The sequence below is a fragment of the uncultured Tateyamaria sp. genome (assembly GCF_947503415.1).
Taxonomy (GTDB): domain Bacteria; phylum Pseudomonadota; class Alphaproteobacteria; order Rhodobacterales; family Rhodobacteraceae; genus Tateyamaria.
Genome location: NZ_CANNDS010000001.1, coordinates 521,802 through 547,669, shown reverse-complemented (window position 1 = coordinate 547,669; position 25,868 = coordinate 521,802). Strand labels below are relative to the sequence as shown.

The 25,868-nt window shown below is 58.9% G+C and carries 23 protein-coding genes; 6 read left to right on the top strand and 17 right to left on the bottom strand.

Annotated elements, in window-relative coordinates:
- Positions 1–141: 141 nt before the first annotated feature.
- The 8 genes from Q1A32_RS23990 to Q1A32_RS02600 all read right to left on the bottom strand — a co-directional run bounded on the left by Q1A32_RS23990 (position 142) and on the right by Q1A32_RS02600 (position 8,301).
- Positions 142–366, bottom strand: coding sequence for a YdeI/OmpD-associated family protein (locus Q1A32_RS23990; RefSeq protein WP_366141191.1), 225 nt, complete (start codon positions 364–366; stop codon positions 142–144).
- Between the two features lie 1,003 nt (positions 367–1,369).
- A complete protein-coding gene (locus Q1A32_RS02630) occupies positions 1,370–1,705 on the bottom strand; it encodes a hypothetical protein (protein ID WP_299649110.1) in 336 nt (111 codons plus the stop codon).
- 156 nt (positions 1,706–1,861) lie between these two features.
- Positions 1,862–3,214: a HAMP domain-containing sensor histidine kinase gene (locus Q1A32_RS02625; RefSeq protein ID WP_299649107.1), complete on the bottom strand. Its 1,353-nt coding sequence runs from the start codon at positions 3,212–3,214 to the stop codon at positions 1,862–1,864.
- Positions 3,211–3,930: a response regulator gene (locus Q1A32_RS02620; protein ID WP_299649104.1), complete on the bottom strand. Its 720-nt coding sequence runs from the start codon at positions 3,928–3,930 to the stop codon at positions 3,211–3,213. The genes Q1A32_RS02625 and Q1A32_RS02620 overlap by 4 nt, the downstream gene beginning before the upstream one ends.
- Positions 3,931–4,024: 94 nt before the next feature.
- Entirely contained in the window at positions 4,025–5,167 is a 1,143-nt protein-coding gene (locus Q1A32_RS02615) for a patatin-like phospholipase family protein (RefSeq protein WP_299649100.1), read from the bottom strand.
- 4 nt (positions 5,168–5,171) lie between these two features.
- Positions 5,172–5,903, bottom strand: a complete 732-nt coding sequence (locus Q1A32_RS02610; RefSeq protein WP_299649097.1) for an ATP-binding cassette domain-containing protein — start codon at positions 5,901–5,903, stop codon at positions 5,172–5,174.
- Positions 5,903–7,078 (bottom strand): ABC transporter permease DevC, encoded by a 1,176-nt coding sequence (gene devC / locus Q1A32_RS02605; RefSeq protein ID WP_299649094.1) that lies wholly within the window; start codon positions 7,076–7,078, stop codon positions 5,903–5,905. The genes Q1A32_RS02610 and devC overlap by 1 nt, the downstream gene beginning before the upstream one ends.
- Entirely contained in the window at positions 7,075–8,301 is a 1,227-nt protein-coding gene (locus Q1A32_RS02600; protein WP_299649091.1) for an efflux RND transporter periplasmic adaptor subunit, read from the bottom strand. The genes devC and Q1A32_RS02600 overlap by 4 nt, the downstream gene beginning before the upstream one ends.
- A 68-nt stretch (positions 8,302–8,369) precedes the next feature.
- Here Q1A32_RS02600 and Q1A32_RS02595 point away from each other — a divergent pair, with 68 nt between their 5' ends.
- Positions 8,370–8,993, top strand: a complete 624-nt coding sequence (locus tag Q1A32_RS02595) for a TetR/AcrR family transcriptional regulator (protein ID WP_299649088.1) — start codon at positions 8,370–8,372, stop codon at positions 8,991–8,993.
- A 27-nt stretch (positions 8,994–9,020) separates the two neighbouring features.
- Here the strand turns inward: Q1A32_RS02595 and Q1A32_RS02590 are convergent, their stop codons facing one another.
- Positions 9,021–9,473, bottom strand: a complete 453-nt coding sequence (locus tag Q1A32_RS02590) for a hypothetical protein (protein WP_299649085.1) — start codon at positions 9,471–9,473, stop codon at positions 9,021–9,023.
- A 321-nt stretch (positions 9,474–9,794) separates the two neighbouring features.
- Entirely contained in the window at positions 9,795–10,265 is a 471-nt protein-coding gene (locus Q1A32_RS02585) for a hypothetical protein (protein ID WP_299649082.1), read from the bottom strand.
- Between the two features lie 267 nt (positions 10,266–10,532).
- On the opposite strand from Q1A32_RS02585, the gene Q1A32_RS02580 reads away from it, so the two are divergent.
- Entirely contained in the window at positions 10,533–14,642 is a 4,110-nt protein-coding gene (locus Q1A32_RS02580) for a hypothetical protein (RefSeq protein ID WP_299649079.1), read from the top strand.
- Between the two features lie 13 nt (positions 14,643–14,655).
- Entirely contained in the window at positions 14,656–19,341 is a 4,686-nt protein-coding gene (locus tag Q1A32_RS02575; protein WP_299649076.1) for a hypothetical protein, read from the top strand.
- Positions 19,342–19,706: 365 nt separating this feature from the next.
- On the opposite strand, the gene Q1A32_RS02570 is transcribed toward Q1A32_RS02575, so the two are convergent.
- Together Q1A32_RS02570 and Q1A32_RS02565 are read right to left on the bottom strand one after the other, a co-directional pair.
- A complete protein-coding gene (locus Q1A32_RS02570) occupies positions 19,707–20,165 on the bottom strand; it encodes an SRPBCC domain-containing protein (RefSeq protein ID WP_299649073.1) in 459 nt (152 codons plus the stop codon).
- Positions 20,166–20,176: 11 nt separating this feature from the next.
- Positions 20,177–20,836: a glutathione S-transferase family protein gene (locus tag Q1A32_RS02565; protein ID WP_299649070.1), complete on the bottom strand. Its 660-nt coding sequence runs from the start codon at positions 20,834–20,836 to the stop codon at positions 20,177–20,179.
- Positions 20,837–20,952: 116 nt separating this feature from the next.
- Between Q1A32_RS02565 and Q1A32_RS02560 the strand changes: the two genes are divergently transcribed.
- Positions 20,953–21,306, top strand: coding sequence for a helix-turn-helix domain-containing protein (locus tag Q1A32_RS02560; RefSeq protein WP_299649067.1), 354 nt, complete (start codon positions 20,953–20,955; stop codon positions 21,304–21,306).
- Here Q1A32_RS02560 and Q1A32_RS02555 read toward each other — a convergent pair.
- A complete protein-coding gene (locus Q1A32_RS02555; protein WP_299649064.1) occupies positions 21,292–21,747 on the bottom strand; it encodes a helix-turn-helix domain-containing protein in 456 nt (151 codons plus the stop codon). The two genes, Q1A32_RS02560 and Q1A32_RS02555, sit on opposite strands and share 15 nt — an antisense overlap.
- Before the next feature lie 70 nt (positions 21,748–21,817).
- Between Q1A32_RS02555 and Q1A32_RS02550 the strand changes: the two genes are divergently transcribed.
- Entirely contained in the window at positions 21,818–22,168 is a 351-nt protein-coding gene (locus Q1A32_RS02550; protein WP_299649061.1) for a VOC family protein, read from the top strand.
- Positions 22,168–22,608, top strand: coding sequence for a hypothetical protein (locus Q1A32_RS02545; RefSeq protein WP_299649058.1), 441 nt, complete (start codon positions 22,168–22,170; stop codon positions 22,606–22,608). Before Q1A32_RS02550 ends, Q1A32_RS02545 begins: the two co-directional genes overlap by 1 nt.
- Here Q1A32_RS02545 and Q1A32_RS02540 read toward each other — a convergent pair.
- The 4 genes from Q1A32_RS02540 to Q1A32_RS02525 all read right to left on the bottom strand — a co-directional run bounded on the left by Q1A32_RS02540 (position 22,572) and on the right by Q1A32_RS02525 (position 25,778).
- On the bottom strand, positions 22,572–23,165 hold the full coding sequence (locus Q1A32_RS02540) for a dihydrofolate reductase family protein (RefSeq protein ID WP_299649055.1): 594 nt from the start codon (positions 23,163–23,165) through the stop codon (positions 22,572–22,574). The two genes, Q1A32_RS02545 and Q1A32_RS02540, sit on opposite strands and share 37 nt — an antisense overlap.
- A gap of 1 nt (position 23,166) precedes the next feature.
- Positions 23,167–23,664: an SRPBCC domain-containing protein gene (locus tag Q1A32_RS02535; RefSeq protein ID WP_299649052.1), complete on the bottom strand. Its 498-nt coding sequence runs from the start codon at positions 23,662–23,664 to the stop codon at positions 23,167–23,169.
- Entirely contained in the window at positions 23,648–23,977 is a 330-nt protein-coding gene (locus Q1A32_RS02530; protein ID WP_299649049.1) for a helix-turn-helix transcriptional regulator, read from the bottom strand. The genes Q1A32_RS02535 and Q1A32_RS02530 overlap by 17 nt, the downstream gene beginning before the upstream one ends.
- 1,129 nt (positions 23,978–25,106) lie before the next feature.
- Positions 25,107–25,778, bottom strand: a complete 672-nt coding sequence (locus Q1A32_RS02525; protein ID WP_299649045.1) for a response regulator transcription factor — start codon at positions 25,776–25,778, stop codon at positions 25,107–25,109.
- Positions 25,779–25,868: the final 90 nt, after the last annotated feature.

Sequence of the window (25,868 nt, the reverse complement as noted above, 5' to 3'; positions counted from 1 at the left end):
AGCTGAAATGAAGACGGTCAGTCGAACGGCAATGTTCGGTGCTTTGCCTTTGCGGCCCCGTCAATATCGAAGCCTATTGTCTTGTGCCGAGGGCCTTGGAAAGCGTCAAATGCCCGTTCTTGGCTCACCAACGCGATGGTCCTAGTCATGGTTGCGCGATCCTGACTTGGGGTTCCAGACCGTTTTCATGTAAACGTTTCCTGCCCGTAACTCTTCAAGCATTTGGTTGAGCCGCTTTGATTTCGTCTCTTCGCGTTTGGCACGACAAATCCAGCCAAGGTAATCGTTGCGTTGATACCAAGGTCGTTGATCATAGCGATCCCAAAGCTCATGAGTTTCAAGAGCTTTTCGCACAAAGCTGGGCATGGTGTTCGGCGGCCGCTTCAAGTTTCTTCCTCATCGATCCTGCAAAAGTAACACATGCAACGCTGCGAACCGACTCGTTCAGATCATTGCAAACCAATCAGCGACGGCTGGGTGCGCGTTTCGTGCCTTGCACGGTTGAAGATGCCCCGCTGTGTACGAACGTCCGGTGTGGGGACGCAGCATGTCGAGGTTATGACGCCTGAATGTTCGCTAGGGGTCCAACACGCCCGGTGCAGGAAGCAGCACACTTTTGTCGGAAACTGCATACAACCCATGACCGCTAAGAGCTTTGAAAATACAAAAGGGCAGCAATACGGCGAAAGGCAGGATAGGAGACGCCGATGCTTAAACAGTTCCGGCCGAAAACGACGATGGATGTGTTTCGTAACACTTTTGCGCCCGTGATGGACGTAGAACGACTCTGATTATTCCACCGGGACGCAGTAGGACTACTGATCCTAGAAGACGATCAGACCTGTGAGACATCCGTGGACAGTATTGCGATCAACGACGACTCATCGCGCTCCATATTTCAAATCACCTAACCGAATGCAGCTCATGGCTGTACTTTGCAGCATGAAAAAGCACATATGAGACTTGGAATTCGTCATAACGCACTTCGTAACCATCCAGCCCGGTTCCCATCATCCCTGCTCAAAAAGGTCAGCAGGGCAACCGACAAGTGATGGTCCGAGATGCCAAGTTAACTCCGCACGCATACCATGATGCCGAGATAGGTCAGCACCACTGCGAAGGTGGGCTCACACATAGCACGTAAAAGTTGTTCCTTGGCTCGCGCCGGAACTGGGTTGCGTTGCGCGGCGCACGATCTGGAAGCGCCAGTCCTTCAGCCCAACCGCCAATAGGTGCCAGAACACGTGGCAGGCCAATGCAACCAACGGCACGTTGATGGTCATCGCCAATTACATGCCGTACGGCACCGGTGCAGTTCGTCCAAAAAGCGCGTCGATGATGGGTTGCATTGGCCTGTCTTTTGCCTGGGTCAGCGGGTCAGGATCAGGATGGTGCCGTCGCTTGCCTCGGCCCGGTATCCGCCCTGGACGGGTTGCAACGCCATGCAGCGTTCACCGCCACCGGGCAGGCCGTTCAGGCACAGCGCGCCATCGGCATCGCGCCACGCTACCTTGCGCGACATGATCCCCATTTTCATTCGGCCCGTGCCGTCCGGCGCGAGGGTCATGGTCATCGAGCGGCCTTCGCCGTTATCGGCGTTCCAGGGCTGGCCGTCTGCCAGTCGCGTGACATCGGCGTGGGCCACTGTGGCCAGCGACAGAATCGCGAGCGTCAAGGGAAGTATGAAAAGTGTCGTGCATTTCATGTCTGGGTCCTTTCGTATGGAGGAGAAGGAACAGCGCGCATCAAAACATCAGGACACGTGCTGCGTAGATGCCCGACAGGGCTGCGATGATCAGAAGCGCGACGATTATCCACACCTCCGGTCTGCCCATCCGGGGTCTTGGGGGTGGTTCGTCGGTCATGCGCCGTCGCGCTGCGTTGGGAGGGTCAGGGTGGCCCTGAGCCCGTGTGGGGTGTTTGCGGCCAGCTCCAACGTGCCGGACTGGCGCGCCATCAGGTCGCTTGCGATGGCAAGGCCAAGTCCAAAGCCGGACTTGTCGCCGGTGTCCCCTGCGGCCACGGTTGGCAGCCGGTTGAAGGGTTGTTGCACAAACGCGATCAGGTGATCAGGGATACCCGGCCCGGTGTCTGTGACGGTGATCTGCGCTGTCGCCGAGTCCAGGTTGATTTCCACGGCAACCACGGCTGCATCTGCGTGTTTGACCGCGTTGTTCAGGATATTATCCAGTGCCCGCATGGTCAGCGTCAGGTCGCCGATTGCAACAACGCGGGACGTGCTGGACATTACGACATCGTGGCCCTGATCCCGCATGGCGTCTACTGCTGTCTGGCAAAGGGCAGTCAAATCAATGTTTTGCAGATCAACCTGATGCTGATCGTCGCGCATGAAACGCAAGGCATCGTCGATCATGGTTTCAAGCACCGACAGGTCCCGTTCGACCGGGGCTTTCGCATCGCCCAAGTGGGTTGTTTCAAGGCGCAGGCGCAGACGGGTCAGCGGTGTGCGCATGTCGTGCCCTATGGAGGCGAGCGTGTTTGCGCGGTCGTCTATCAGCCTGCGCAACTTATGCTGCATGTGGTTGAAGGCGACGATGGCGCGGCGGACTTCCAAGGCACCTTCAACCGCCATGTCGGGGGCTTGAATATCGCGGGCAAAGGCGTTTGTGGCGGCTGACAGCCGGGCAATTGGGGCGACCAACCATGCCCCCGCCCAGACCGACATCAGCATCAACGGCAAAGCAAGCAGGCTGAGTGCCAATGTGGAGGCGACACGGGGAAGCGTGCGGGTGATGACGTTGGGCCGTGGCGTAAAGATCAGCCACCGCCCATCCGGTGCCCTGCTGGCCAGACCAAAGGGCTGCACGCGCGGGGCGGGTGGCCAATTAGCGCTGGCTGGCAGGGCGAAGGCCACGACGTCCGCAACGGGCCCCGACCCGATCGCCTCGGTCACGACGGCGTCGACTTCCGGCAGACTGGATACGCGCGGTGCCTCGTCAACGAGGCTGAAACGGCGGTCCTGATCGACCAGCACATCCAGCTTTGCGGGGTCATCGCCCAGCACGCGCAGCACGCTGAACATCGGATCGGACAGATCCCGAATGACTTCGGATTTGCGACCAAGTTCGCTGGACAGATATAGCATGAAGCCAAAGGTCACGGCATGCGCCAAAAGCTGCGTGCCCACCAACAACATGACGATCTGTGCCCGGATCCCGAACGTTCCGATCCAACGGCGCAGACGTTCGATCACGGCATGATCTCCTGCACCTTGGGGGCAAAGACATAGCCGCCATTGCGCACTGTCTTGATGATCGCCGGGTGCGTTGGATCGTTTTCGGTTTTCTGCCGGATGCGGCTGATCAGCGTATCGACACTGCGGTCATAGGGTTCGACCTGACGCTTCTGGGTCATGAGGACCAGTTTGTCGCGGCTCAGGATTTGGCCGGCATGCTCGCACAGGACACGTAGCAGGTCGAATTCGGCGCTGGTCAGCAAGACCAGCGATCCGTCCGGCGCCCGGAAGTCGCGCGACCTTGTGTCGAGCCGCCAGCCGTCAAATTCCAGATACACATCCCGCGCCTGTTTTGGTGAGACCGCAGCCCGGCGCAACACCGCTTCGATCCGGGCCAGCAGTTCCTGAGAATTGAAGGGTTTTGACACGTAGTCATCCGCGCCAAGGCGCAGGGCCTTGACCTTGTCCCCGGCTTCGCTCAGGGCCGTGAGCATGATCACCGGAGTGGTGCGGCTGAGGTGGATTTGGCGAATGATATCGATGCCATCATCACCCGGAAGCATGATGTCGAGCAGCACCAGATCGGGAGGGTCGTTGGCAAAGGTGATGTGCACTTCGTCCGAGGTCATGACAGCAGACACGTGATAACCGGCATGACCAAGCGCCTTGCCCACCATGTCAGCAATCTCGGCATCGTCCTCGACAATCAAGATGTGTTTTTGTTCTTGTGCCATGGCCTGTCGTTTCTGCATTCTCTGGAATTGGACCACGTTTTGATGCGTGTTTCACCGTCGGCTCTGTGACGATTTGTGGCCCTGTGGGTGGCGGTCAGATCGTATTGGGCAGGTTGCCCCACAAAGCACCGCGCGCGGCCCGGTCGTAGCCATGTGCAAAGAGCTGTTGCATGTATTGCTGGTCGAACCGTGCGCCGGGATCAAACGTGATGCCGGACTCCTGAGCGATGGATGCCACCGACAGATCAAGGTCACTTTGCTGCGAGAACAGCCGCGCGGATCGCACCGTTTCAGCTGCACTTGACCGGATCATGGTGGTGAGGGCGCGTTGAGAGATTGACATGACGTTGCGCGCAACAGGTTGGGGGGAGGGATCAAGCGTGTTGTTGATCACGACATACAGATGCCCTCCATTCCCGCGACGTGCCGGACCCGAAAACGCGGCGGGCGGCACCGCCAAAAGCTGCATGTTTACGCCACCGTCGATATGGGTTTCACGGACGGTACGGCCCTCGGTCCCGTATTGCAGCGTGACCGGCGGAAACAGGCCCGGCAGCGCGGATGAGGCGCGCATCACCTCACGGAACAGCTCGTATTGCCCGTCAGATGCCAGCGCGCCCATGTTCCAAACCGTGCCTTTGCCTGTGTCCAGATTGGATGTCACGACAAACAGGCGTGCGCCTTCAGCGTGACGGGCAGCAACGGCGTTCAACACATCGGCAGAAGTGTATTTGGCAATCAGGTTTGCCATCGGTTTCACATCGTAAAGCGAGTCGTTCAACAGCCCGCGCAACCCCCGCAAGCGCAGGATATCGTCCGGCCCATGCTGGGTGAAAATCTGTTTTAGGGCGGTGTCGTGTTCAGGTCCGGCAAAGGCAAAGGGCGCGATCAAGGCTCCGGTCGAAATCCCCGTAACAAGGTCAAACTCGGGCCTGCTGCCATGCGAGGTCCAGCCATTCAGAGCGCCTGCGCCAAATGCGCCATCCTCTCCGCCGCCAGACAGCGCAAGCATGTCGGGTCCGCCGCGCATCCGGGATGGGTCGAGGTGGCGCATCCACGCATCCGCATCGTCCGAGGTTGAGAGCCGATAACGGGCAAGCGGATCGGGCGCGTTTGGGTCGGGCAATTCATCGAGGCTGGGTACCTGGCCCGCGCAGGCCGTCACTGAAAGCGCTGAAGCCCCAAGGATCAGCGTGCGACGATCCAACAATGACACGGGGCGGTCAGGTTCGGTCATCGCATCAACTCTTGGTCAATTCGACAAGTTGCAAGGGTTTGGTGGGCTGGACGACATCCTTGACCACCCTGCCTTCCTCAAGCGTTATGATGCGGTCCGCCATCTCAAGAATGCGGTTGTCATGTGTAACCATGACCGTGGTGGTGTTGCGTTGGACGCCAAGCGCCTTGAGCATTTCGACGACGTTGCGACCCGACACCTTGTCCAGTGCTGCGGTCGGTTCATCGGCAAAGACGATCTTGGGATTTGAGACCAGGGCCCGTGCAATTGCGACCCGTTGTTTTTGCCCGCCGGACAGGTTGCCCGGCAGATAGTCGCGGCGATCTGCCAGACCGACCAACCCAAGGATGTGATGCGCCGCGGCCAGTTGTTTGACCGGATCACCGCGCCCGTGCACTTGCAGCCCCATCATGACGTTTTGGGTCGCCGTCAGGCTTTCGTGCAGGTTGTGTGCCTGAAAGATGAACCCCAGCTTGCGTCGCAATGCGACCAGCTGTTTTTCCGGCGCGCCGTTGAGTTCGATGCCCAGCAGTCTGACGCTGCCATCCTTGACGTCCCGCAAGCACCCCATCAGCGTCAGGAGGGTGGTCTTGCCAGACCCGGATGGCCCCATCAAAACCGTCAGCTTGCCGGGTGCTATTTCCAGATTCACGTCCCAGATGGCCTGTTTGCGCGCCTCGCCGGTGCCGAAGAAGTGGTCGAGGCCGGAGGTGATGATTGGGGCGGCATCCGTCATCAGAACAGGTCCGCCGGATCAGCGCCCGCCAGCCGCCGGGTCGCAATCGCACCTGAGAGGCAGCAAGCGACTAATGTGCCGACAAAGACGGATAAGATGCGGGCAATCTCCATTTCCACAGGCAGCCCGGTGGCCGCACTCATCCCCATGTACAGGAGTATGGAAAAAAACAGGCCTGGAATGAAGCCGATCACGGCCAGCACAAGCGCCTCTTCGAAGACGATCCCAAGGAAGAATGGCTGCCCGTAACCCATCGCCTTGAACGTAGCGTATTCGCTGAGGTGATCCGCTACGTCGGTCGACAACACCTGATAGACGATCACGATGCCCACGATGATCCCGATCAGCACACCAAAGCCAAAGATGATGCCGGTGGGCCGTTCTGTCGTTTGGTAGGCCAGATCGGCATTGGCCGCCTCTTCCAGCGTTTGCACTTTGACCGCCTCGGCAGGCAGAATCGTGCGCAGACGGCTGACAACTTCGTCGGGTTCTGCGCCGTCCGCGACTTTGAGTAGAATGTGATTGGGCGCGCCGCTGCTGCGCCCGCTGAAAAACCGCAGAAACGTCTGGTCGGACACAAACAACGTGCCGTCAGCGGTGAACCCGCCACCCATTGTCAACGTGCCCACGGCGGTCAGGGTCTTGCCCTTGATCTCGAACGCAAAGGGTTGGCCCGCGCGCAACCCGTCAAATGCGCTTGTGGGCACGCCGCGCATGGCCGTGTCGATCAATGCAGTGTTTTCGGGGATCAAGAGGTCGAACTGTTCCGCGATGGCGCGAGTGACAAAGGCCTGTCCCTGCGTGTCGAGCGCGTAGGTCTGCAGGCTGGCCGTGCTGCCCCCATCCAATTGGAAGTCGAGAGAACCGATATAGAGCGGCGTGCCGGATGCGACACCGGCCACGCCCAACGCCTGAAACAGGCGGCTGCGCGCGACGTTGCTGCCATCGGTGAGGGTGTTGGCATCTTCGGCAGAAATGATGATGTCAGCGTCAAAGAAGCTGTAGGGCGCGATGGTGGAGCTGTTGAGTGCGCCCAGAATGCCCAACTGCATGAAGACCAGAAGCGTGGCAAAGGCGACGCCCGCAAGGGCGGCCGCAAACCGGGCTTTGCTGTGCGACAGCTGCAACCACCCGATTGGCAGGCGTCCGAACAGTCGCTGGAGCAGCCTGCTCATTTGGGTTGCGCCGTATCAATGCGCACGATGGTTTCCAGGTTGGTGTAGCGCTTGGCTCTGTCCGAAGAGGCGGGGTCGAGCATCACGATCACATCTACCACCCGTGCATCCGTATTGGCGGCCGGGTCGTCCGACGTAATTGACTGGCGACCGATCTCCAGTCCAATCGCCTGTACCGTGCCGGTCAGAACATCCCCCAAAGCTGCGGCGGTCACTGTCACCGGATCACCAATGGACACGCGCCCGATCAGGGTCTGGTAGACCTCCGCCTCGACCGTCATCTGCCCGATGTCGCCGAGATTGAGGATGCCGTCGGTGTCCGGGCGTTCGCCCACTTGCACGTTGATGTCCAGAACAGTGCCGCCTTGGGGCGCGCGGACAATGCTGCGCTCAAGTTCCCGTTCAGCACGTCGCAGGTCGACCCGTGCCGCCTCAAGATTGGCTTCGGCCACGGCGATGTCGGCCTGCACTGACCCGGACAACGTGCTGTATCGCGACAGCGTGGCGCGATTTCGTTCGACGTCGCGCGCGGCTTCTGTGGCCCGCGCGACAACTTCGTCGAAATCGGCCCGGGTGGTAACGCCGCGATCCAGCAGGGATGTGGCCCTTGCCAATTCCGAGTCGGCCTGTTTCGCCGTCACCTCGGCACGCTCCAGATTGGCGGCCGCTTCTTCGCGGCTGGCGCGGACTGTCTCGCGGGATTGCATGAGGGTCGCTTCGCGAACCTTGACCGTGGCTGCGGCAATTTCAATGCCGCTTTCCAGATCGAGCCTGTTGTCGAGGATTGCCAACGTATCGCCTTGCGCAACGGTATCACCGACCGCCACTTTCAGCGCATGAATGCGCGCGTCGCTGGCGCCAAATGGCGTGGCAATCCGGATCACATCGCCTGCAGGCAGGATACGTCCCAACGCAACGATATCCCCTTCGCTGACGACGGCAACCTCTTCCTGCGTGCTGACCTTGGCAAGGGCAACGGCAATGGGGGTGTCCGTCCCGGCACCAGGCGTCAGCCCGGTGGTTTCAAAGAACGCGCGCAGGGCGGGCGGTTGGAAATACATACCGATCACCCCACCAGCGAACATTGACGCCAGCACCAGAGGCATCAGCCGAAGCACAGGTTTGCGTGGCTGCGCCGGGGTGATGCGTTCTGGTACTGGCGCCTCAAGCCCATTATCCGTGAGTGGTAAATCAGGGGCTTGGGATCGATCGGGATTGGCCATTTCTCATCCTTGAGAATACTAATGACACATATGTCATTAACGAATGGCGTTTCAATAAGAGACACAAAATGACACAAACCAAACGCAGGCGGCGCAAGGACATGCGACCGACCGACATCATTGATGCAGCCGTGCAGGAATTCGGGATCAAGGGATACTCGGCGACGACGATTGGCTCGATTGCAGCGCGGGCCCAGATCGCGAGGTCAACGGTGTACCTGTATTTCGACGACAAGGAGGCGTTGATCCAGGAAGCGTTTCGCGTGCGTGTCGGGAACGTCATGGCAGATGCACGACCCTCGGGAGACGCTGCGGATCAGTCATTTTCCGAGATGTTGTCCCATATGCTCAACACGATGTACGCGCGACTAGTAGACCGCGACACAATCGTGTTGCTGCGTGTCCTGATCGCCGAAGGGCGTCAGTTTCCTGAGCTTACGCGCTTTTACCACGACACGATACTGACGGTCGCACAGGACATGATGTCCAAGATGCTGGCCCGTGGTGTCGCACGCGGAGAGGTCCGCCCGGAGGCGCTGGATTACGATCCGAAATTGATCATGGCCCCTGTCATCATGGCAGCGATCTGGAGGCTGACCTTTGACGACATCGCGCCCCTGGATATGCAACACCTTGTGAAACACCACGTGGACCTTCTGACATCGGGCCTGTTTGTACGCGACCCCGTTTGAGGCTCCACATTTGAGGCCAATGCCTGCTCAACGGTTGAACAGCACCATGTGTCCTTGCTCGGTGTATCCAGCGTATCCGGTGCCATAGACCTGCAGGCTCAGGCATTGTCTTTGCCGGACGCTGGGCGCGATCTTGGGGCCGGGGCCGGGGCCTGGGCGAACTTTTGGGCCCGGCCCGGGTCGTATTTTGGGACCTGGTCTGGGAACAGGGTGCATCGCGGAGGCGCCGAAGCTCGGAGCACCGGAGATGCACAGCACGTTGCCGTTTCTGACCCACCTCATGGCCGAGGTCCCGTAGCCGGCTGACGCCGCAACAACACCGTTCGGCATGAACGTCATTGTGATGGCACGTCCATCGGGCAAGGTGACGGACCACGGGCGTCCGTCCATCAAGGGTGAGGTAAAGTTCTGTGCAATTGCTGCGCCGCTGAGCAATGTGCTGGCGCAAAACATGCAGATCGCCGCCTTGATCGAAGCCATTTTGAAAGCCCTTTTTTCCAGTTGCTGTGTGTCGAGGCCGAGCCCGCACGATGCAGCGACCCGGTGACAACTCAGCGGGCGTCTGTCCTGCCGACACTGAGTGAGGTAGTGAACCTGTCCCCCAAATGCTCGACACGTTCCATTGCTGGAGTCTGTCTGTGAAACTATTGGACCTGCCATGCCGGACCATCAGCCACGGTGTTCAAACATGGATATTGGGGTCCATGGCACGGAACTCGTGTCGATCCGGAGCACCCGCTTGCAGGCTGGCACTTGCTGTTGCAGCCACTGATGCGCCGCGTGCTTTTCCACCCGTGGGTGTCATTCATTCGGGTGGCGCAGCTTCGAAAGCTGGCTGCACGAGACGGAAAAGTGCGGCGGAGCGGGTGTCGTGAAGAAAGAAGCGATCATGGGCGAATGACGCCAACAGGCAAAACCGGTCAAACACTCACGAATGTAAAGATTATGGCCCCTCTCAAATATCGCCGCGTTCTCGCAATCGGCATTACAGTGAAGTTTGGTGGGAGTGTCGTCTGCACGCGCGCCGAGGCGATCGCTGTCAAAACGCTTGCAGTCCATCGCGACGATCAAGCCGAGATTAGGAGTGAGATTGGCGCACAGCCGGTTCACCTCGATCTCGACACCGTGGAGACCGTTAGGAAGGCTGTCGTTGGTGTCGATTACATCGTCCATATCGGTGCATCGAAGGCGGATGCCACCGAGGTCGCCCATTAGCGCGGGCATTGGATGATTGAAGCCTACACTGAGGACCAGCGTTTCCGCTTCACCCACATCTGCACGTTGCGTGGCAAGATGTATCGGCGACCGGTTTGCAGAGCACGCCTAACGATCCCGGCACGCCCGAATGTTCGACGTTGCATGAGCCATATTTGGCCGATGAGGTCGGCTGCGCTGGCGAAAATACGCAAGTTGACGTAACGTAATCTACAGTGGCGAATGTCGTAAGCTGCGGTCGAGGGGGGGGAATCCATGGCCAGGCTACCGGTAGGGCGTGGACCCGTATCCGCAGACGTTTTCAGGTCGATTACCAGAACTATCATGCGCCCGGGCGTTCTGATTCCAGTGCCCGTTGATCATGTCTTCAACATTTTTGACCGGAGCCGCGCGGGCACGCCTGTCGTGCGCGCGCTTGACCTTTTGGCGCTGCGGATTGAACTGCGTAACTTGTCCGTTGTGCCGGGTGATCCGCCAATTTTGCAAAAGACGCGTCGTGGCACCGCGTATTTGATCCTGCATTTTCCACCTCAGTCGATCACCGAGCAGTGTTTCTATCAGGCGGCGCCCCCGGGTTTCATCGATGCCAACGCGCTCAGCGCTAGTGAAACGCCCGACGCCCCTCCGATCCGCGCGCGGATCGCTGATGAATCGCGGCTGGTCTTTCCTGTGCCGGATGGCACGGTCATTCCTTGGACACTGGAAGGTGTTTTGGAGGCGGTACAAGACCTTGCTATGAAGGTCTCTTCGGCAGCCAAACCGCGCCCGTCGCGCTTTCAGCCATCTCTTGGGCTGGAACAACTTTTTGACACGAGGGCGATAGCGCGGATGACACCGTCGCAACGGGCGGCTCTTTCTGGATTTGCTGCGCGCAGCATTGTTCTTGGCAATGACGACGCCACCTTGCGGTTGCGCCAGATCGGTGGCGGCAGCGGGCTGACGGCGACAGAAAACTTGCCACCTCAATTCACTGTCATCCCCACCCGTGTCATCGCGCGACCGACGCGCCCATCGGCCCCCAACGCCGTGACCACGGCCATCGAGATGCCGTGGCGTTTGATTGTGTCACCACATGCCGGCGAACGGTGGCGGCATGCGAGCGCGCCAGTAACCTCGCCTGCGGGCACCACGGAGCTGTGGCATTCGCGGCTGGTTGCGCCAAAGGCCAACGGCGAAACGATTGAGCCGCCGAAACCGGACGCAAACCGGACCATACGCGCGGTCTGGGCCAAGACTGGCGAGGGATCGACTTCGCAAATGAAGTCCACCCATGATGCGATGGACATTGATCCGGATACCGAACCACCGACCGCACCCTTCCGGACAGCGATGTCGGATTTCAACCGGCTTCAGATTGCACATCTGTCATCAAACTGGAGCATAACCGGCTATCGCCCGGAGCCCATTGATACCAAACAGATGATGCTGTCATCGCTGGGGGGGTGGCTTGACAGCAGGGGCGCGTGGGAGGTGCCTCAGGGTCTGTCGGTCGAAGAATGGGTGCACCGCGCGGCCATGGGCCGCGATCATTATGTGCGTGTGGTGTATAAGGGGGGCGCGTTTCCGTTTGGCCATCGCATGGCACTGATCGAAGTCACGGAACGCAAGTTCCACAATGGCATCGGCGGCACCAACAGCGATCTTCAAGCGCCGCAGAACCGAGCCTATCTACGCAAACAGTTTTTTGTTGCCCGGCGGGAGCGCGAGCGGACCTATGACAATGGGTCCCTCAAGGACGGCGACAACAGCCTTGCATTGCAGTTTCCGTTCTCGCGCGTTCAGTTGCTGACCGAACTGACGCCGCCACTTGATCCACCGGGTGCTTCGGAGGCGCAGGCGGGACGGGGCCAGACGATGTTCTGGCCCTTCGTCGCGGGCGCCCCCTTCAGGTTTCAGTGGTTGGCCTATGATCTTGATGGGCGCCGTATCGCCTTTGATCTGCCGATCATCTTCATGGACAACACCGTGGCCGCGCCGGGAAATCCCGATGACGATCCAATCCATTACGTCACTGCCGCGCAGAACGCCGCTGCCGCCGCGCAGTCATTTGCGATGGAGAGGGCCGAGCCGTTTCCACCGCGCCATACCGCCGAGTTGAAATTGCAGCAGGTGGCCCTGGCGAGCAGCAAAAAGACAGGCGACACGACGGTACAGGTCGAAAAGATGCGCTTTGGCGGCTTTGCCCAACCTGGCAACGCTTCGCTTCAGGCGGCGAGCGACAAGCTGTTGCAGCCGATCTGGACGCCGGTTGTCGCCTCTGTTGATGCGCGGATTGGGGCGGTTTCCCATCTGACCGGATCGAATGATCCCAGCACGCTGACGTGGAACGACACGTATCTGCAAGTCGGGCTTGAACAGAAAGGCGAAGTGTTTGCCGACATCGATCAAAGCGCAAACCCCGCGCAAATGGATTTCTCTGCGCAAGGTGATCGATCTGGAGGTTTCGTCCAACCCAACATGGTGCCCAAGGCATTGTCACGGATCGGTGGGCCAATCACGTCAGACGTGCAGCAGTACATCACGGGTACAGTGCCTCAATCCGCCGGATTTGCCGATACGGATGGCATCAGTTCACTGCCGCTGCCACTGATCTTTGGGTGCATCCCCTTGGGCGCAATCATCGATCTGGTGTCTGACCTTGATAGCAATCAGGAAAAAATCCCGAAATTCCAGCAGGAATCCGGGAATGAGATCGAGAATTTCATCAATACGTTGATCCGCACCTATGGCATCATTTCTAACATTGCGTCTGGTCCAGCGGGAATTGCAAACGCCGCCATGGATGTGTTCCATGCGTCGTTGACTGACACGATCGCGCAGGCCGCCGCTTTGAACGCTGCGCAGCAGGCCGACATTACTCCGAAGGTGCAAAACCTCATAACTGGCATCGATAGCGTCGTGAGCGAATTGCAGACCGCCATTGGTACTGTCCTCGATGCCGGGGTGCCCGCCCCCTCCTTGACGGACCTGCCGACGGCGGTGTCGCAAGCTCAAAGTGGGCTCTCGGATGTACGTATTGCGTTGGATGCCCAGATTGCCGGGCAATCATTGCCCGCGGGGTTCCGGCAACAAGGTCTGACGCTGTGTCAGAAGCTTGAGGCAGTGCTGGACGACATTGCCGAACTTCCCGTTCTGATCGCACAGGGCAAAGACCTGTTTGACGCGCTTGAGGCAATTGTCGGCGACCCCACGGCCCTTGCGGCACTGTTCGAGGACGCAACCACCTTCCAGAACAATGTGAACGATGTCATCGCGGCGATTGGGCCGCTTTCGACGACGATTGCAGGGCTCGATCTGCTGGATGGCGCGCTGCGAACGCAGATAGTGGATGCGCTGAACGCAACGGAGGAAGTGCTTGGCTATGTTTCTACAATCGCCGGGCTTTTCGGGGATGAACTGACGGTCCGTTTCGATTGGAACCCCGAGATTTCGTCTTGGCCCAGCACCGATCCGATTTTCCGCGTCAATGACAAGCGCGGTTTTTCGGTCGCGGTAGAAGCAAAGGTGAAAAAGAACGGCTCAAGTGCGCCCAAGATTTCGGTGATTTGTGGGCTGAAAAATTTCGATCTGGTGTTGATTGGAGCCGCCGGTTTTCTGGAACTGATGTTTGAGAAGATCGAGTTTTCCATCGACAGCAAGGCCAAGACCGATGTTGACGTGCTGTTCACGGATATCAAGTTCGTGGGGCCGCTGTCGTTTGTGGAAACCTTGCGCGACCTCATCCCGCTGGATGGGTTTTCCGATCCACCTTACCTCGACATTTCACCGCAAGGCATTGATGCGGGTTTCGACATTGCGCTGCCGGGCATCACCTGCGGTGTTCTCAATATACAAAACATCTCCTTGGGTGCTGGCTTTACCGTGCCGTTTATTGGTCAGCCGCTGTCTGTCCGGTTCAATTTCTGCACCAGAGAACAGCCCTTCCTGCTGACCGTCTACATGTTCGGCGGTGGTGGCTTCTTCGGCATCACCATCGACCCGTCTGGTGTCCAAATCCTTGAAGCGTCACTGGAATTCGGCGCGAGCCTTTCGATTGACCTTGGCGTGGCGTCAGGCGGCGTGGAGGTGATGGCGGGCTTTTACTTTCGGATGGAGCAGGATGACGCGTCCCTGACCGGGTATTTCCGACTTGGCGGGCATGTAGACGTGCTTGGCATCATCTCCGCGTCGATCGAACTGTATTTGGAACTGCGCTATGAATTCCAATCCGGCAAATGCGTGGGCAAGGCGCAGCTGACCATTGAGATTTCCGTATTCATTTTCTCCGGCTCGGTGACGATCACCTGCGAACGCAAATTCGCCGGGTCCAACGGCGATCCGAACCTGCGTCAGATGATGGGATTCCGGCCGGATCTGACGCTGGCAGATGAACTTGCCGCCATTGATTCAAACACCGCCTATGCGTGGCGTGATCACTGCGAGGCGTTCGCGTAAGGGAGGCTAAAGCATGGCAGACCAGACGTTGATGTGGACAGTCCTCCCCGATGGGCGGGACGAGAATGGCGTGTTGCGTGTCTCGGCAGTGGTATCGCCGCGCCTGACACCGCAAGCCTCCGATGAACAGGTGCTGGAGGCGTTTCCCGAATTTCTGGACTGGCCAGCCACACTGCAAGCCGCACGCTTCGCGCTCAGCGTCGGGGCACAGGATTTCGAACTGGACTTGCAATCGAAACCTGACAGCGGCCTGTGGGCCAAGCTTTTCTCCAAGGCAACGCCGGTTGCGGGGTTTGTCTATCCGGATTTCAGTAAGGCCAATTGGCGATCCTATCCGGTGCGCAATATCCTTGGCGCCGTGCGACGCCATTACGCACAGATCGCGGCCACGGGCGGCGGGGACCATCCAACCCTGCTGCCGTGGAAGTCAGCAGATCCGGCGCTCAAGGACATGCTGAGTGATCTGGGAACACGTACGCAGGTTGTCAATTTCGGAGACCGCCAGATCGAATTTCTACTTCCGGGGTTTGATCGTTTTCTGAATGAGGAAAACCCGGTTGATCCGATCCTGAACCGCACCGTGTTTGGCCGTAAGTCCGTCTATGAGATTGATGTACCGGGGCCGGTAACCAGCACGCGTTCTGGGGCTACACCGGAACGGATAAGCGTCGAAAATCGCACGATGCCGCCTGACTGGTACAATCCGCGACCTGCCGGGCCGGGCACGCCTTTGGTCAACCGACCTGATGCCGTCTTGATGGATCAATTCGCCAGTGCTGAGGAATATAGCCTATACCAGGCTGACCGGTTCTATCGGCGCACGCGCGCCACTGAGGAAGAGAAAAAGATGCGCTTCCCGTCCTATCAGGATATTCCCGACAGGCCGAAACCCCCTGAATTTGATTTCCACCGCATAGTCGCCTCGTTTGGCGACTATGGTCATGTATTGCGAGCCCTTGGGCTTGTGCTCGACTTCACTGTCAACACCCGTGGTGCGCCGGCCGGATTGTTCTCGACCGCTCCCGGTGGGTCGACGGGACTGATGTCTTTGTTGGTAAAATGGGACAATGGCCGCGATGACAGTGGTGACAGCACGCCGCGAACAGCCTGGGTGCACGACAAGCAACGGTTCACCGCGCGGCCCCTGGATAGCACCATGGAACGCGGCACACTGCGGTTGCGCGATGCTGATGATGGATGGGACGTGACGGACAAAAGTGGCGATAGCCTGTTCGACGTCTATCAGGTCGATGCCGACGGGGCTGCGCTCAAGACGGCTGGTTTCACCTTGTCCGCGCAGAGGTTGGTGGCCAAGCATCTCAATCCCGCCCGCATCGATGGTGCGGTGACGTATACAACCGGGGACGATCAGCCGGTTGCGGCGCTGCGATCGCGAGGGTTCGGGATTTCGCGTCACGGCAGGGCCGCAGAACTTGCTGGTGCCACACATGCGGCGGACTTCAAGAACGCCGAACTCACATCGGGTAATGGCAGCAGCATCACCTATTTCGCCGATGATGTGACCAAGGGTTACCGCATCGACGTCTGGCCCGAACCACCGGCGCATTTCGAAGATCCCACGCCCGGTCCCTGGCACAGCCTGCACGCGCGCGAAGGCGATTACCGTCTGATCGAGCAAGCAGAGCCGCTCGATTTCCCGGCGGACGAGGGGTACGTCTCGGGTGCGTCCACGACCTCGGACGAGGCAAAGCCGGACGACCACTATGTGCACGAGTCGTTGTTCCGCTGGACCGGATGGAGCCTTGCCGCACCGCGCCCCGGACGCACCATCAGATCACGAGAGATCGAGGGCACGCAATTGCAGGCCGAAGAACCGACAGACAAACTGCCGGAAGCCGAGGATGGCAACAACCTTGCCGTTGAATGGCGCGCAGCGAAAGGCACCTTGCCGAAGTTGCGATTTGGCTGGAGTTATCGGTTCCGCGCACGTCTCGTGGACATCGCGAACAACTCCTTGCGCCTTGATGACGCGTCATTTGAGGCAGATGAGCAAGTGACCGATCCGGTTGGCTACTGGCGGTTTGAACCGGTTGATCCGCCTGCGATGGTGGGACGCAGACGTCTGTCTGAAGGCGAAAGCCTTGAACGGATGGTGATCCGGTCGAACTTCGATGTGACGGCCGATGCATACCTCTCCACGCCCGACATAGCGGTGGCAATCGGGCTGCCAGCGAGCGCTGATTTCGACTATGCCGCAATCAACGAACGCCACCTTGTTCCGCCCAAATCCTCGCAACAGCAATGCGAGACACACGGCGCGTTTGACCGCTATTTCAGAGGCTGGGAAGAGATCAGGAATGGGTATGAGATTGCGGCGCGCGAGGACGGAACGCTTTATGATGAGGTGCCGGGCGCGCAGGTCGAACTTGTCACACCGACCGCTCTGGCGGATGTCGCAAAGACAACCGGTCTGCCGCCTGATCTGCCGACCCCGGACAACCCTGTCGGCGAACGTATCGTGGGTGGCCAATATGTCATTCATGGTGAGGAGCGTCTTCAAACGCCCTACCTGCCTGATGTGGCTGCCGCTGGCGTTGCGATCCGCGCGGCACCCGGTCACGATCTGCCAGGGGTTAAAGGGGATACAATCCTTGGCGATCATTGCGCGATTACAACCCTGCTGGACGGTGGCCAATCAGAGCCTGTCTTGCTGGTCTTTTTCTCCAAGCCGTGGCCGGACAAAGATGCCTTCCGCATCATCTTGCAGGAACGTCGTGCCGACATCACTGATCTGCCGTGCGACGAGGATTTTCCAGACGACGGTGCGCCCGAGTGGGACGAAGCCGCGCGAACACTGACCTTCTTTTTGCCCAAAGGCCGGATCGCACGGTTGCGGTATTCGTCGTTTGTGGACCCCGATCATTTGGGAACGTTCGGCATTCTGCGATGGGCTGGCGAAGCGCCGGAAAACCAGGGCCGGGTCTGGAGTCGCGCCGCCCTCGGCGCGCATTGGATGATCACCCCGTGGCGCGACTTGACCATGGTGCATGCCACACAGGCGCCGGTGTGCCAGCCGGAACTGATCAAAATGTCGCCCCAACGCGAGATCGGCAGCCAATCGGCGCGCATTTCATGCCGCGTGGTACGGCTGCACGGGCCGTCCTCCGGCAAGTTCGAGATCGAGGCGGACTGGCACGAATGGATCGATGATCTGAATGCGGACGCACCGGAACGGGTGCACCGCAAGGGGCAGTTGGGCGAAATCCTGTTATCTGAAAACCATGCCAATACCTTTGTGCTGTCGACCGCAGTCAACAATCAGATGCATGACATCAACCGTCCGCGTGCGCGTGGTGATGTGCACGAGATTGGTGACGCGAAATTCAAACTGATCCGCTACCGCGTGCGCGCCTCGACCCGCTTTCGCGAGTATCTGCCGCAGGCGATTTATGACCAGCCCGACCTTGTGACCCGCCTTGGCCCAATTGCCGAGGGACCAGCGGTTGTGTCGGGTGCCGAAGACGATCCCGGCGCGCCGGTGTTGCGCGACCCCGCCGGCGAGACGGCCAACACAATTGTACCGGCCTCTGCACCACCCGATGACCCACGCATCCTGTACGTCGTGCCGACGTTCAGGTGGCACAGCACGGATGTTCTGGGCGGAACAGACACGACACGGTACGGCAATGGGCTGCGCGTGTGGCTCGATCGTCCTTGGTTTTCGTCTGGCGACGGAGAATTGCTGGGCGTGATCATTCAAGGTGAGGCCGCACCGTTCACCCAGATACCGGAGGACAGGCAAGCACTGGTCACCCAATGGGGTGCGGATCCATTGTGGGCCTCAGGCGCACCGCGTGATCGCACAAGGATCAGCGACTTCCCCGCAGCTGTCGCAGATGAGTCTGTCCGCCTTCTGGAGCAACCCGATGCGTCCTCCGTCACAGTGATTGGTCACCGTGTGCATTGGGATGGGGCGCGGGGTCTTTGGTATTGCGACATCGCCTTGAACCCCGGTGCCGCATACATGCCGTTTGTTCGACTGGCCTTCGTGCGTTACCAACCCAACGCACTTCCAACTGCCAGGATATCAAAGGTTGCTCTGGCCGAATTCAGTCAGATCTTGCCACGGCGCCGCGCACGGCTGACTGCGGTGGATGGATCGGTTCAACTGTCCCTGAGAGGTCCCGCACCGCAGGCGGGACCGGTGTCCTTTGATGCGGACGTGCCTTGGGTGTCCAGAAGCCCGGTGACAGGCGTGCCGTACTACCCGCCCGAAGATCGTGACACCGGACGAAACCGTTTTGAACTCGTGTTGCAAACCCGCCCTCAGGGTATCGACAGTGACCTGTCCTGGACAGACTTCCGCATTCTGGAAAGCGCCATCGTGGGTGGCGGCAGCGGATCACTGACCATTCGTCCCGGTCGCGCGGGTGGTATTTTCGACGAAGCTGCCATTTCAGCCGAAACAGAGCGTGTCATATCCACGCGCGCTGGGCGGGACGTACGCCTGTCGGCAACAGCGGCCCGTACGTTGACCGCAGCACAAGTCGCCACGCCGTTGATTGAACCAGTGCTGTGGTCTGCCACTGCGGACCTGCCTGATACAGATGGACTGCCGGCACGCCTTATGGTCCGCGAGTTCGAGCGATATTACGCGGACCGGTTCGTGCGCGACGGATCAATCCTGCGTCGTGTTGTTGAGGAGCGACTGGTGTATGCGAGCACGGTTGATCTTTGAACCGGCGGGTGAAAACAGCAGCCACCACAAAGCAGACTTCGGACAATCGCGCAAAAGTTTCGTTGCTAAACGTCCGGAGCGCGCCTTGGAATGGTTTGCGCCATTTCTGGAATTGAAAGCACCTTCAGGGCGATCAGCACCGGAGTCAAAATTGCCTGGTATGACAACCGCAGACACACACGGTGCGATCGCACTTCAATTGTATTCGACAACCTGAAGAACTGGTATCTGTTCGCATCATACCATGCTCGATGTTCCAAGGTTTTCCACTCCGCAATCGCTCTCGCGGCAACCACCGCATACGTGTCGTGCGTCCGGGCCAAAAGGCGGTTAGCAGGCTTGGAGTCCAATCACATGATTTGACTTCAAACCCGATGCGGCGCGCCTTGGCCGGTGTCGAGGTATTGCTGCAAGCTGCCCAGAAAGAACATGTCCCATCCAGCTTCGCAGATGTCATAGCACAAAAGCTGCGGGGTCAACCCGGCGTGTTCAAGGTCAATCCGTGTGCCGCCCGCATCTGTGTGGATGTCCCAGAAGACCTGCGTGCCCAACCACTCGGTTTCAATCGCCTTGGGCTGGCCTTCGTGGATGTGCAGCGCGTCCACGCAGGTCCACTCGACACGAGACGGTTTGTCTGCACCCGTCAATTCAAACGTCCAATACGACTGGCCGGGCGGGAAAGAGAATTTCGCCCGATCCCCGATCTGGCGCAGCGGTTGGTCGGGGCGGGTCCACCAATGCGCCACCCCCGACGTCACAGCGTCAAAGGCCTGCGCCGCATCCGCCGTAACCATGATCGATTTCTTGTAGTTCGGTGAGGTCATGGGGCTCCTCCTTACGCGGCTTCCGACCAATGGGGCGGAAAGGTCTGTTCCACGCCAGGCAACGCCTCGATCCGCGTGACCCACGCCGCGATGTCGGCTGGCAAGGCAGAAAACCTCAGCGCCTGCATGAGCTGCGGATTTGTATCGATTGCGCGTTGCAAGAGGCGGACATGAGGAAAAGCCACCGCATCCGCAGCGCCCGGATGCGCCCCCGACAGGAACGGGTCATCGGCCAACAGACCTGAGAGATAAGACAGCTCGGCCCGAAGCGTGTCGGCCGCGGTGTGCAACGCATCTGTGGCCCGCGTGGCACCATCAAAGAAGATGGGCGAAAGCACGCCGCTTGTCGCGGGCGGCAGGTGATCAAAAATCTCCATCGTGCGCTGCCAGATCGTCGCTGCATCTTCGGGCGTTTGTCCAAACAGAGGCGGGGTCGGGTGCATACGATCAAGCCACGCCAGAATCGCGATGGAATGCCCAAGCGTGTGGTCCCCTGCCTTCAACGTTGGAACTGTGCCGCGTGGATTGAGGGCAAGATAGGCGTCGGCCTTATGCTCTTTCCGGGCGGCCGACAGCATGTGCATGTCATAGGTCAGGCCCTTGAATGCCATTGCCAAAGCCACCCGCCATGGGCTGGGTGCCCCACTTACCGTCCAAAATTCGAGGGTCATGTCACATATCCTTTGCGGCCGCGTGTTTGCACAGGCCTAGCCCCAAAGGTATGATCAGAAAAGTAGGCAGAATTTTTTGGTATACTATCAAAAATCATACTAATGCGGAAAACCAAATGACACAGAGCGTACCAAACCCAGCAACTGCGTCCGAGGCGGGGCAAAAGACATGCCCGGCCCCCACGGTGATCGGGATGATCGGCGGCAAGTGGAAGCTGCTGATTCTGCAGATCCTGATCTTTCAAGGGACCAAACGCTTTGGCGAGTTGCGCAAATCCATCGACGGGATCACTCAGACCATGCTGACCAATCAGCTCAGGGCGCTGGAGGCCGATGGTCTTGTCACGCGCAAGGTCCATGCAGAGGTGCCGCCACGAGTCGAGTATTCGGCAAGCGTGGATGGTCTGGCGCTTGAGCCGGTCTTTACCTCGATGCACACGTGGTGGACCAACAGGTCACCCGCCCCTTAACGCCCGGTCCACACGGGCCATCTCGGCCACGTACCAGGCGATGGTGCCATTTGGGTCGTCGTTGAAGCTGGCCGCAAAGGATGCGGGTGCTTCAGTCATCTCGTCATATTGCGTGGCCCAGACCATCATGGACACAAGTGCAGGCAGGAAATCCTTGGCTTTCTGGGTGGGGAAGTAACACACGCTGCTGGCCTTGCGCGGGTCCGGTTCGCGCGTGAACATGCCAAGCGCTTCCAGCTTTGACAGCCTGTTGGCCAGAATATTGGTCGAAATCCCCTCGGGCGAGGCCAGAAACTCGCGATAGGTGCGTTTGCCGTGCAGCAGCACATCGCGCAACAGGAGGAAGCACCATTTGTCCCCCACGATCCCTGCCGCATAGCGCGTAGGGCATCCTGACCAGTCGGGTTTGCCAGTTTTTGTCATGAGGCAGATATAGATCATCACAGGACACTTGCAATATGCAAGCGAACTGGCTATCAAAGCACTTGCAAATTGCAAGTGGAGAGATTTGATGCCATCCCCTTTCGTATGGTTCGACAACATGACCGAAACGCGGCATGACACGACGCACTTCCTGCACGCTATGTTTGGCTGGCAACCGAAGGTCATCGGCCCGATAACCTTCCTGACGGCGGACGGGGTGGACACACCCTTTGCCGCGACTTGCGACACGCTTGAGGGCATGAGCGGCTGGGTGCCTTACATCGAGGTGGACGATCTGCCCGCCGCCATCGTCCAAGCGAAACGCCATGGCGCGACCATCATTGCCGAGAATGTCAAAGGCCCCGCAGGTGACGCCAGTTTCATTCGTGATCCGGGCGGCAGCGCTATGGCCCTTTGGAAACGGGCAGAGGGGGTCTGATGGCAATGATCCGCAAACAACTCATTGCAGCCGCCGTTTACCCGGTCATCGTCTTTCCCTTGGCGATCATCTGGCACCTCGTACTGTTCCCGGATCGCTACGTGACATTCGGCTACTTTGAGGGAGAGCCGAACATTGCGGTCGGTCTGGCCAGCATGATCATTCAAGGGGCTGTGCTGGCGGCGATCTATCCGATGTTTCGGCTGGGGCAGGCAGGGTTCGGACGGGCGTTCCGGTTTGCAGGGCTGCTGGGTCTGTTCTTCTGGACAAGCCATGTACTGGCGCTTGTCGCCAAACCGAACGTGCCGGGGGCAGGGGTCTTTATCGCGATGGAAACTGTGTTTCTCAGCCTGCAATTTGGACTTTTCGCACTGGCCCTCGGGGTCATCTTTCGCGGTCAGGATCAGGGCGCGTTGCCTTCTGCGCGTCTGAGCACCTGATGCACAACGCCGATTTCCAAAGCCTCGACACTTTGCAGAGCATAGCGGCGGGGCGTTACGCCAGCTTCAAACAATCGCTTGCCTGCGCCGACGACGACCGGGAATGTCCAGATTTGAAAAACATCAATCAGGTCGGCCGCCAGCAAAGTCTGGATCAACGCGGCACTACCGTGGATTTGCAGACGCGGGCCATCTTCGGATTTCAGCCGTTGTACCTCCGACACAACATCGTTCGCCAACGCCTGCGAATTTTCCCAAGTCAGAGCGTCGCCGCGCGTTGTGGCCACATATTTACGCGCTGAATTGAGCATATCGGCCACGTCAGATTTCGGCGCGTTCGGCCAGTGGCCCGCAAAGATATCATAGGTCTTGCGCCCGAACAGGATGTCGTAGGGCGATGCCATCGCAGTGCGTTCCACATTAGGCATGACGCCGTCCCAATAGGGCGCCGTCCAGCCACCCTCTGCAAAGCCGCCCGAAGGGTCTTCCTCGGGCGCGCTGGGAGATTGCATGACCCCGTCCAGGGTCACGAACGCTAGAACCCCAAGTTCACGCATGTCACTGGGCCGCACCAGCGAGGGATTGCGCCAAGGCTCCCAGCTTGTCGAAAGCCTGGTTCCATCCACCCGCACCTGCCGTGCCCGCCTCTACACCGACATGCACCATTACCATACGGGTCTTGTCGCCGTCCTCGGTCAGTTCCACGATCACCTCGGTGATGTCGGGGAAACTGTCGGGCATGCCCATGGACTTGGGTGAGATCAGCGTGCCATCGGCGTCGCACATGCTTTCGGTGTAAACGAGACGGCGGGGGGCGTTCACCTCTTTGTAGACACCGGTAAACCACATCTCCATCGACCGTTCGGGTGATCGCATGGACATGCAAACCTTGCGCGTGCCGCCGACGGTCACGTCCATTTCCGCAGTGGGCACGGACATGCCGTTGGGCCCGTACCATTGTTTGAACAACGCAGGATCGGTCCACATCTTCCACACAAGATCAATGGGGCCGTCGAATTTCCGTTCGATCCGGACCCAGTTATTGTCCTGACTCATTGTCCCTCTCCTTTAGGTCGTTCAGCAATTGGCCCATCACGTCAAAACGGGCGTCCCAAATATGGCGGTACTGTTCGGTCCAGCTGGCGATGTCCTGGATCGGCTGTGTATTCAGCGAGCACAGACGGAACTGCGCATCCTTCTCGCGGCTGATCAGCCCTGCACTTTCCAGCACGCGGATGTGCTTGGACACGGCGGGCAGCGACATATCGAACGGCTCCGCAAGCGTGTTCACAGTTGCCGTGCCCTTGGCCAGTCGCGCGAGGATGGCCCGCCGGGTAGGGTGAGCGAGCGCTGAAAAGGCAGCGTCCAAGCGATCATCATTTCTCATAGATAAGCTAATAAACCAAATAGTTAATTAATCAAGTGGTTAAGTACTCTTCAACTACAGCGCATACGAGATGATAACTGCCGCACCGCACCCGGTTACGCATTGATCGCAGGGAACAAGCCGCTGCGAATTTTACATTCTAGAACAGGTTCAAGCCTTCGTATGGCTTTCGACAACGCCTTTGACCTGATCGCGTAACCATATATTCACCGGATCCGTTTGCCGACCCTCGTGCCTGGGCAGTCGCGCCGGAACAGGGTCTAGCCTGAACGGCAGTTCCGCCAAGCCCAGACCAAACTTGACCGTGTGATGGGTGCTGGAATTGTCGGCAGCACACCGGTTCTGGCGACGAGATCAGGTATGGACGCGAACCTCAGCGTCCACGCGACCACATGTCCTCGCTGCCTCATCGCCGCTAGCCTTTGATCGGTTAGCCCGCGTCTTCTTCCCGAAATACGACGGCAACGTGGATCGCTTTGAGATAGGCCTGCAACGACACTGGCGGGGATATGTCGGAACTGTGTAACTGGACGAAATTCTGTTCGAACAGGACCGATGCGCCAAGGCCTCGAAGCAAAGGTGCCCCAACTAAAACGGGGAGATCAACGCGTCCGGCTCCGACATCTTGCCAGATCGATTGGTGATCGACTTCCCTAACGCGCAGGACGACCACCGATGCGCGTTCGATTTTGTTCGAAAGCAGGGGGATATGAAGTTCGAGGAGTTGACCGTGCTGATCTCCGGTGCCGGTGCATGTGAGCGAAGAGACAAGTCCCAGGTAGTCCTACACACTGGGCGCATTGGCAGCAGGTCGGTGCAGGGCGATCGATAACAAATTCTCGGGCCGATCGATCATGTTGAATACTGTCTGCCGGAGCGACAGTCCTGTCTATAATTGGGCATGACGACCTAAGCCGATTTTGATGATGTCGCGATGGCCATTTGTAACATTTACCCGCAAGTTTGAGGCCTTATCCACCTCGCCCGCAAGTACGCATCTGGCGCCCTAAGCAGCGCCGGGCTGCAATGCGCCCACTGGGTGACAGGCAGGTTTTGTTACACATGTTCGACGGCCATACGCCAGTTCCGGTCGGTGAACAGGCAACCGCACTCACGTCATTCTGTACCCAACGTTCCGAAGCGTCACGATCCGATCGCCCTCACTGCCGATCTTGCGCCTGACGCGACCGACATAAACATCGACCACATTGGTCAGAGGGTCAGCGTTCAGACCCCAGACCGAATTGAGGATACGTTCCCGCGACAAAACGCGACCATTGTTGGTCAGGAAAAGGAGGAGAAGATCCCGTTCTTTCTTTGATAAATCTACGATCTTGTCGCCAATAGTGACCTGCAGCGAAGACCGGTCAAAACTCAGTGCACCACTTGTGATCAGTGTATCGCTTACATCGACAGCGTAGCCGGTTGCGCGCCGGTGCAACGCTTCTATGCGTGCAACAAGTTCATCGAAGTCGAACGGTTTGGGAAGGTAGTCGTCCGCACCTATCTTCAATCCCTCAACCCGCTCCTCACTGCTGTCGAGCGCTGTCAGCATCAGGATGGGTGTCGTTGATTTCCGGGCGCGCAGCTTTCGACACACGTCCTGGCCTTGGATACCCGGCAGCATCAGATCGAGAAGGATCACATCGTAAGCATTGGATGCGACATGCTCGAGCGCATCTTCACCATCGCCGGCATGGTCGACCGACCACCCCTCGGCGGCCAAACCACGTCGGATAAAATCGGCGACGCGGGTCTCGTCTTCGACAAGCAATATGTTCATGTCCGACTCCGGTTTAGCTCAAAAATTGGCGGCCACCCAAAGAGGTGTTGCCGTGCTGGAAATTGGTTTCTCGCTCAATATACATCTTAC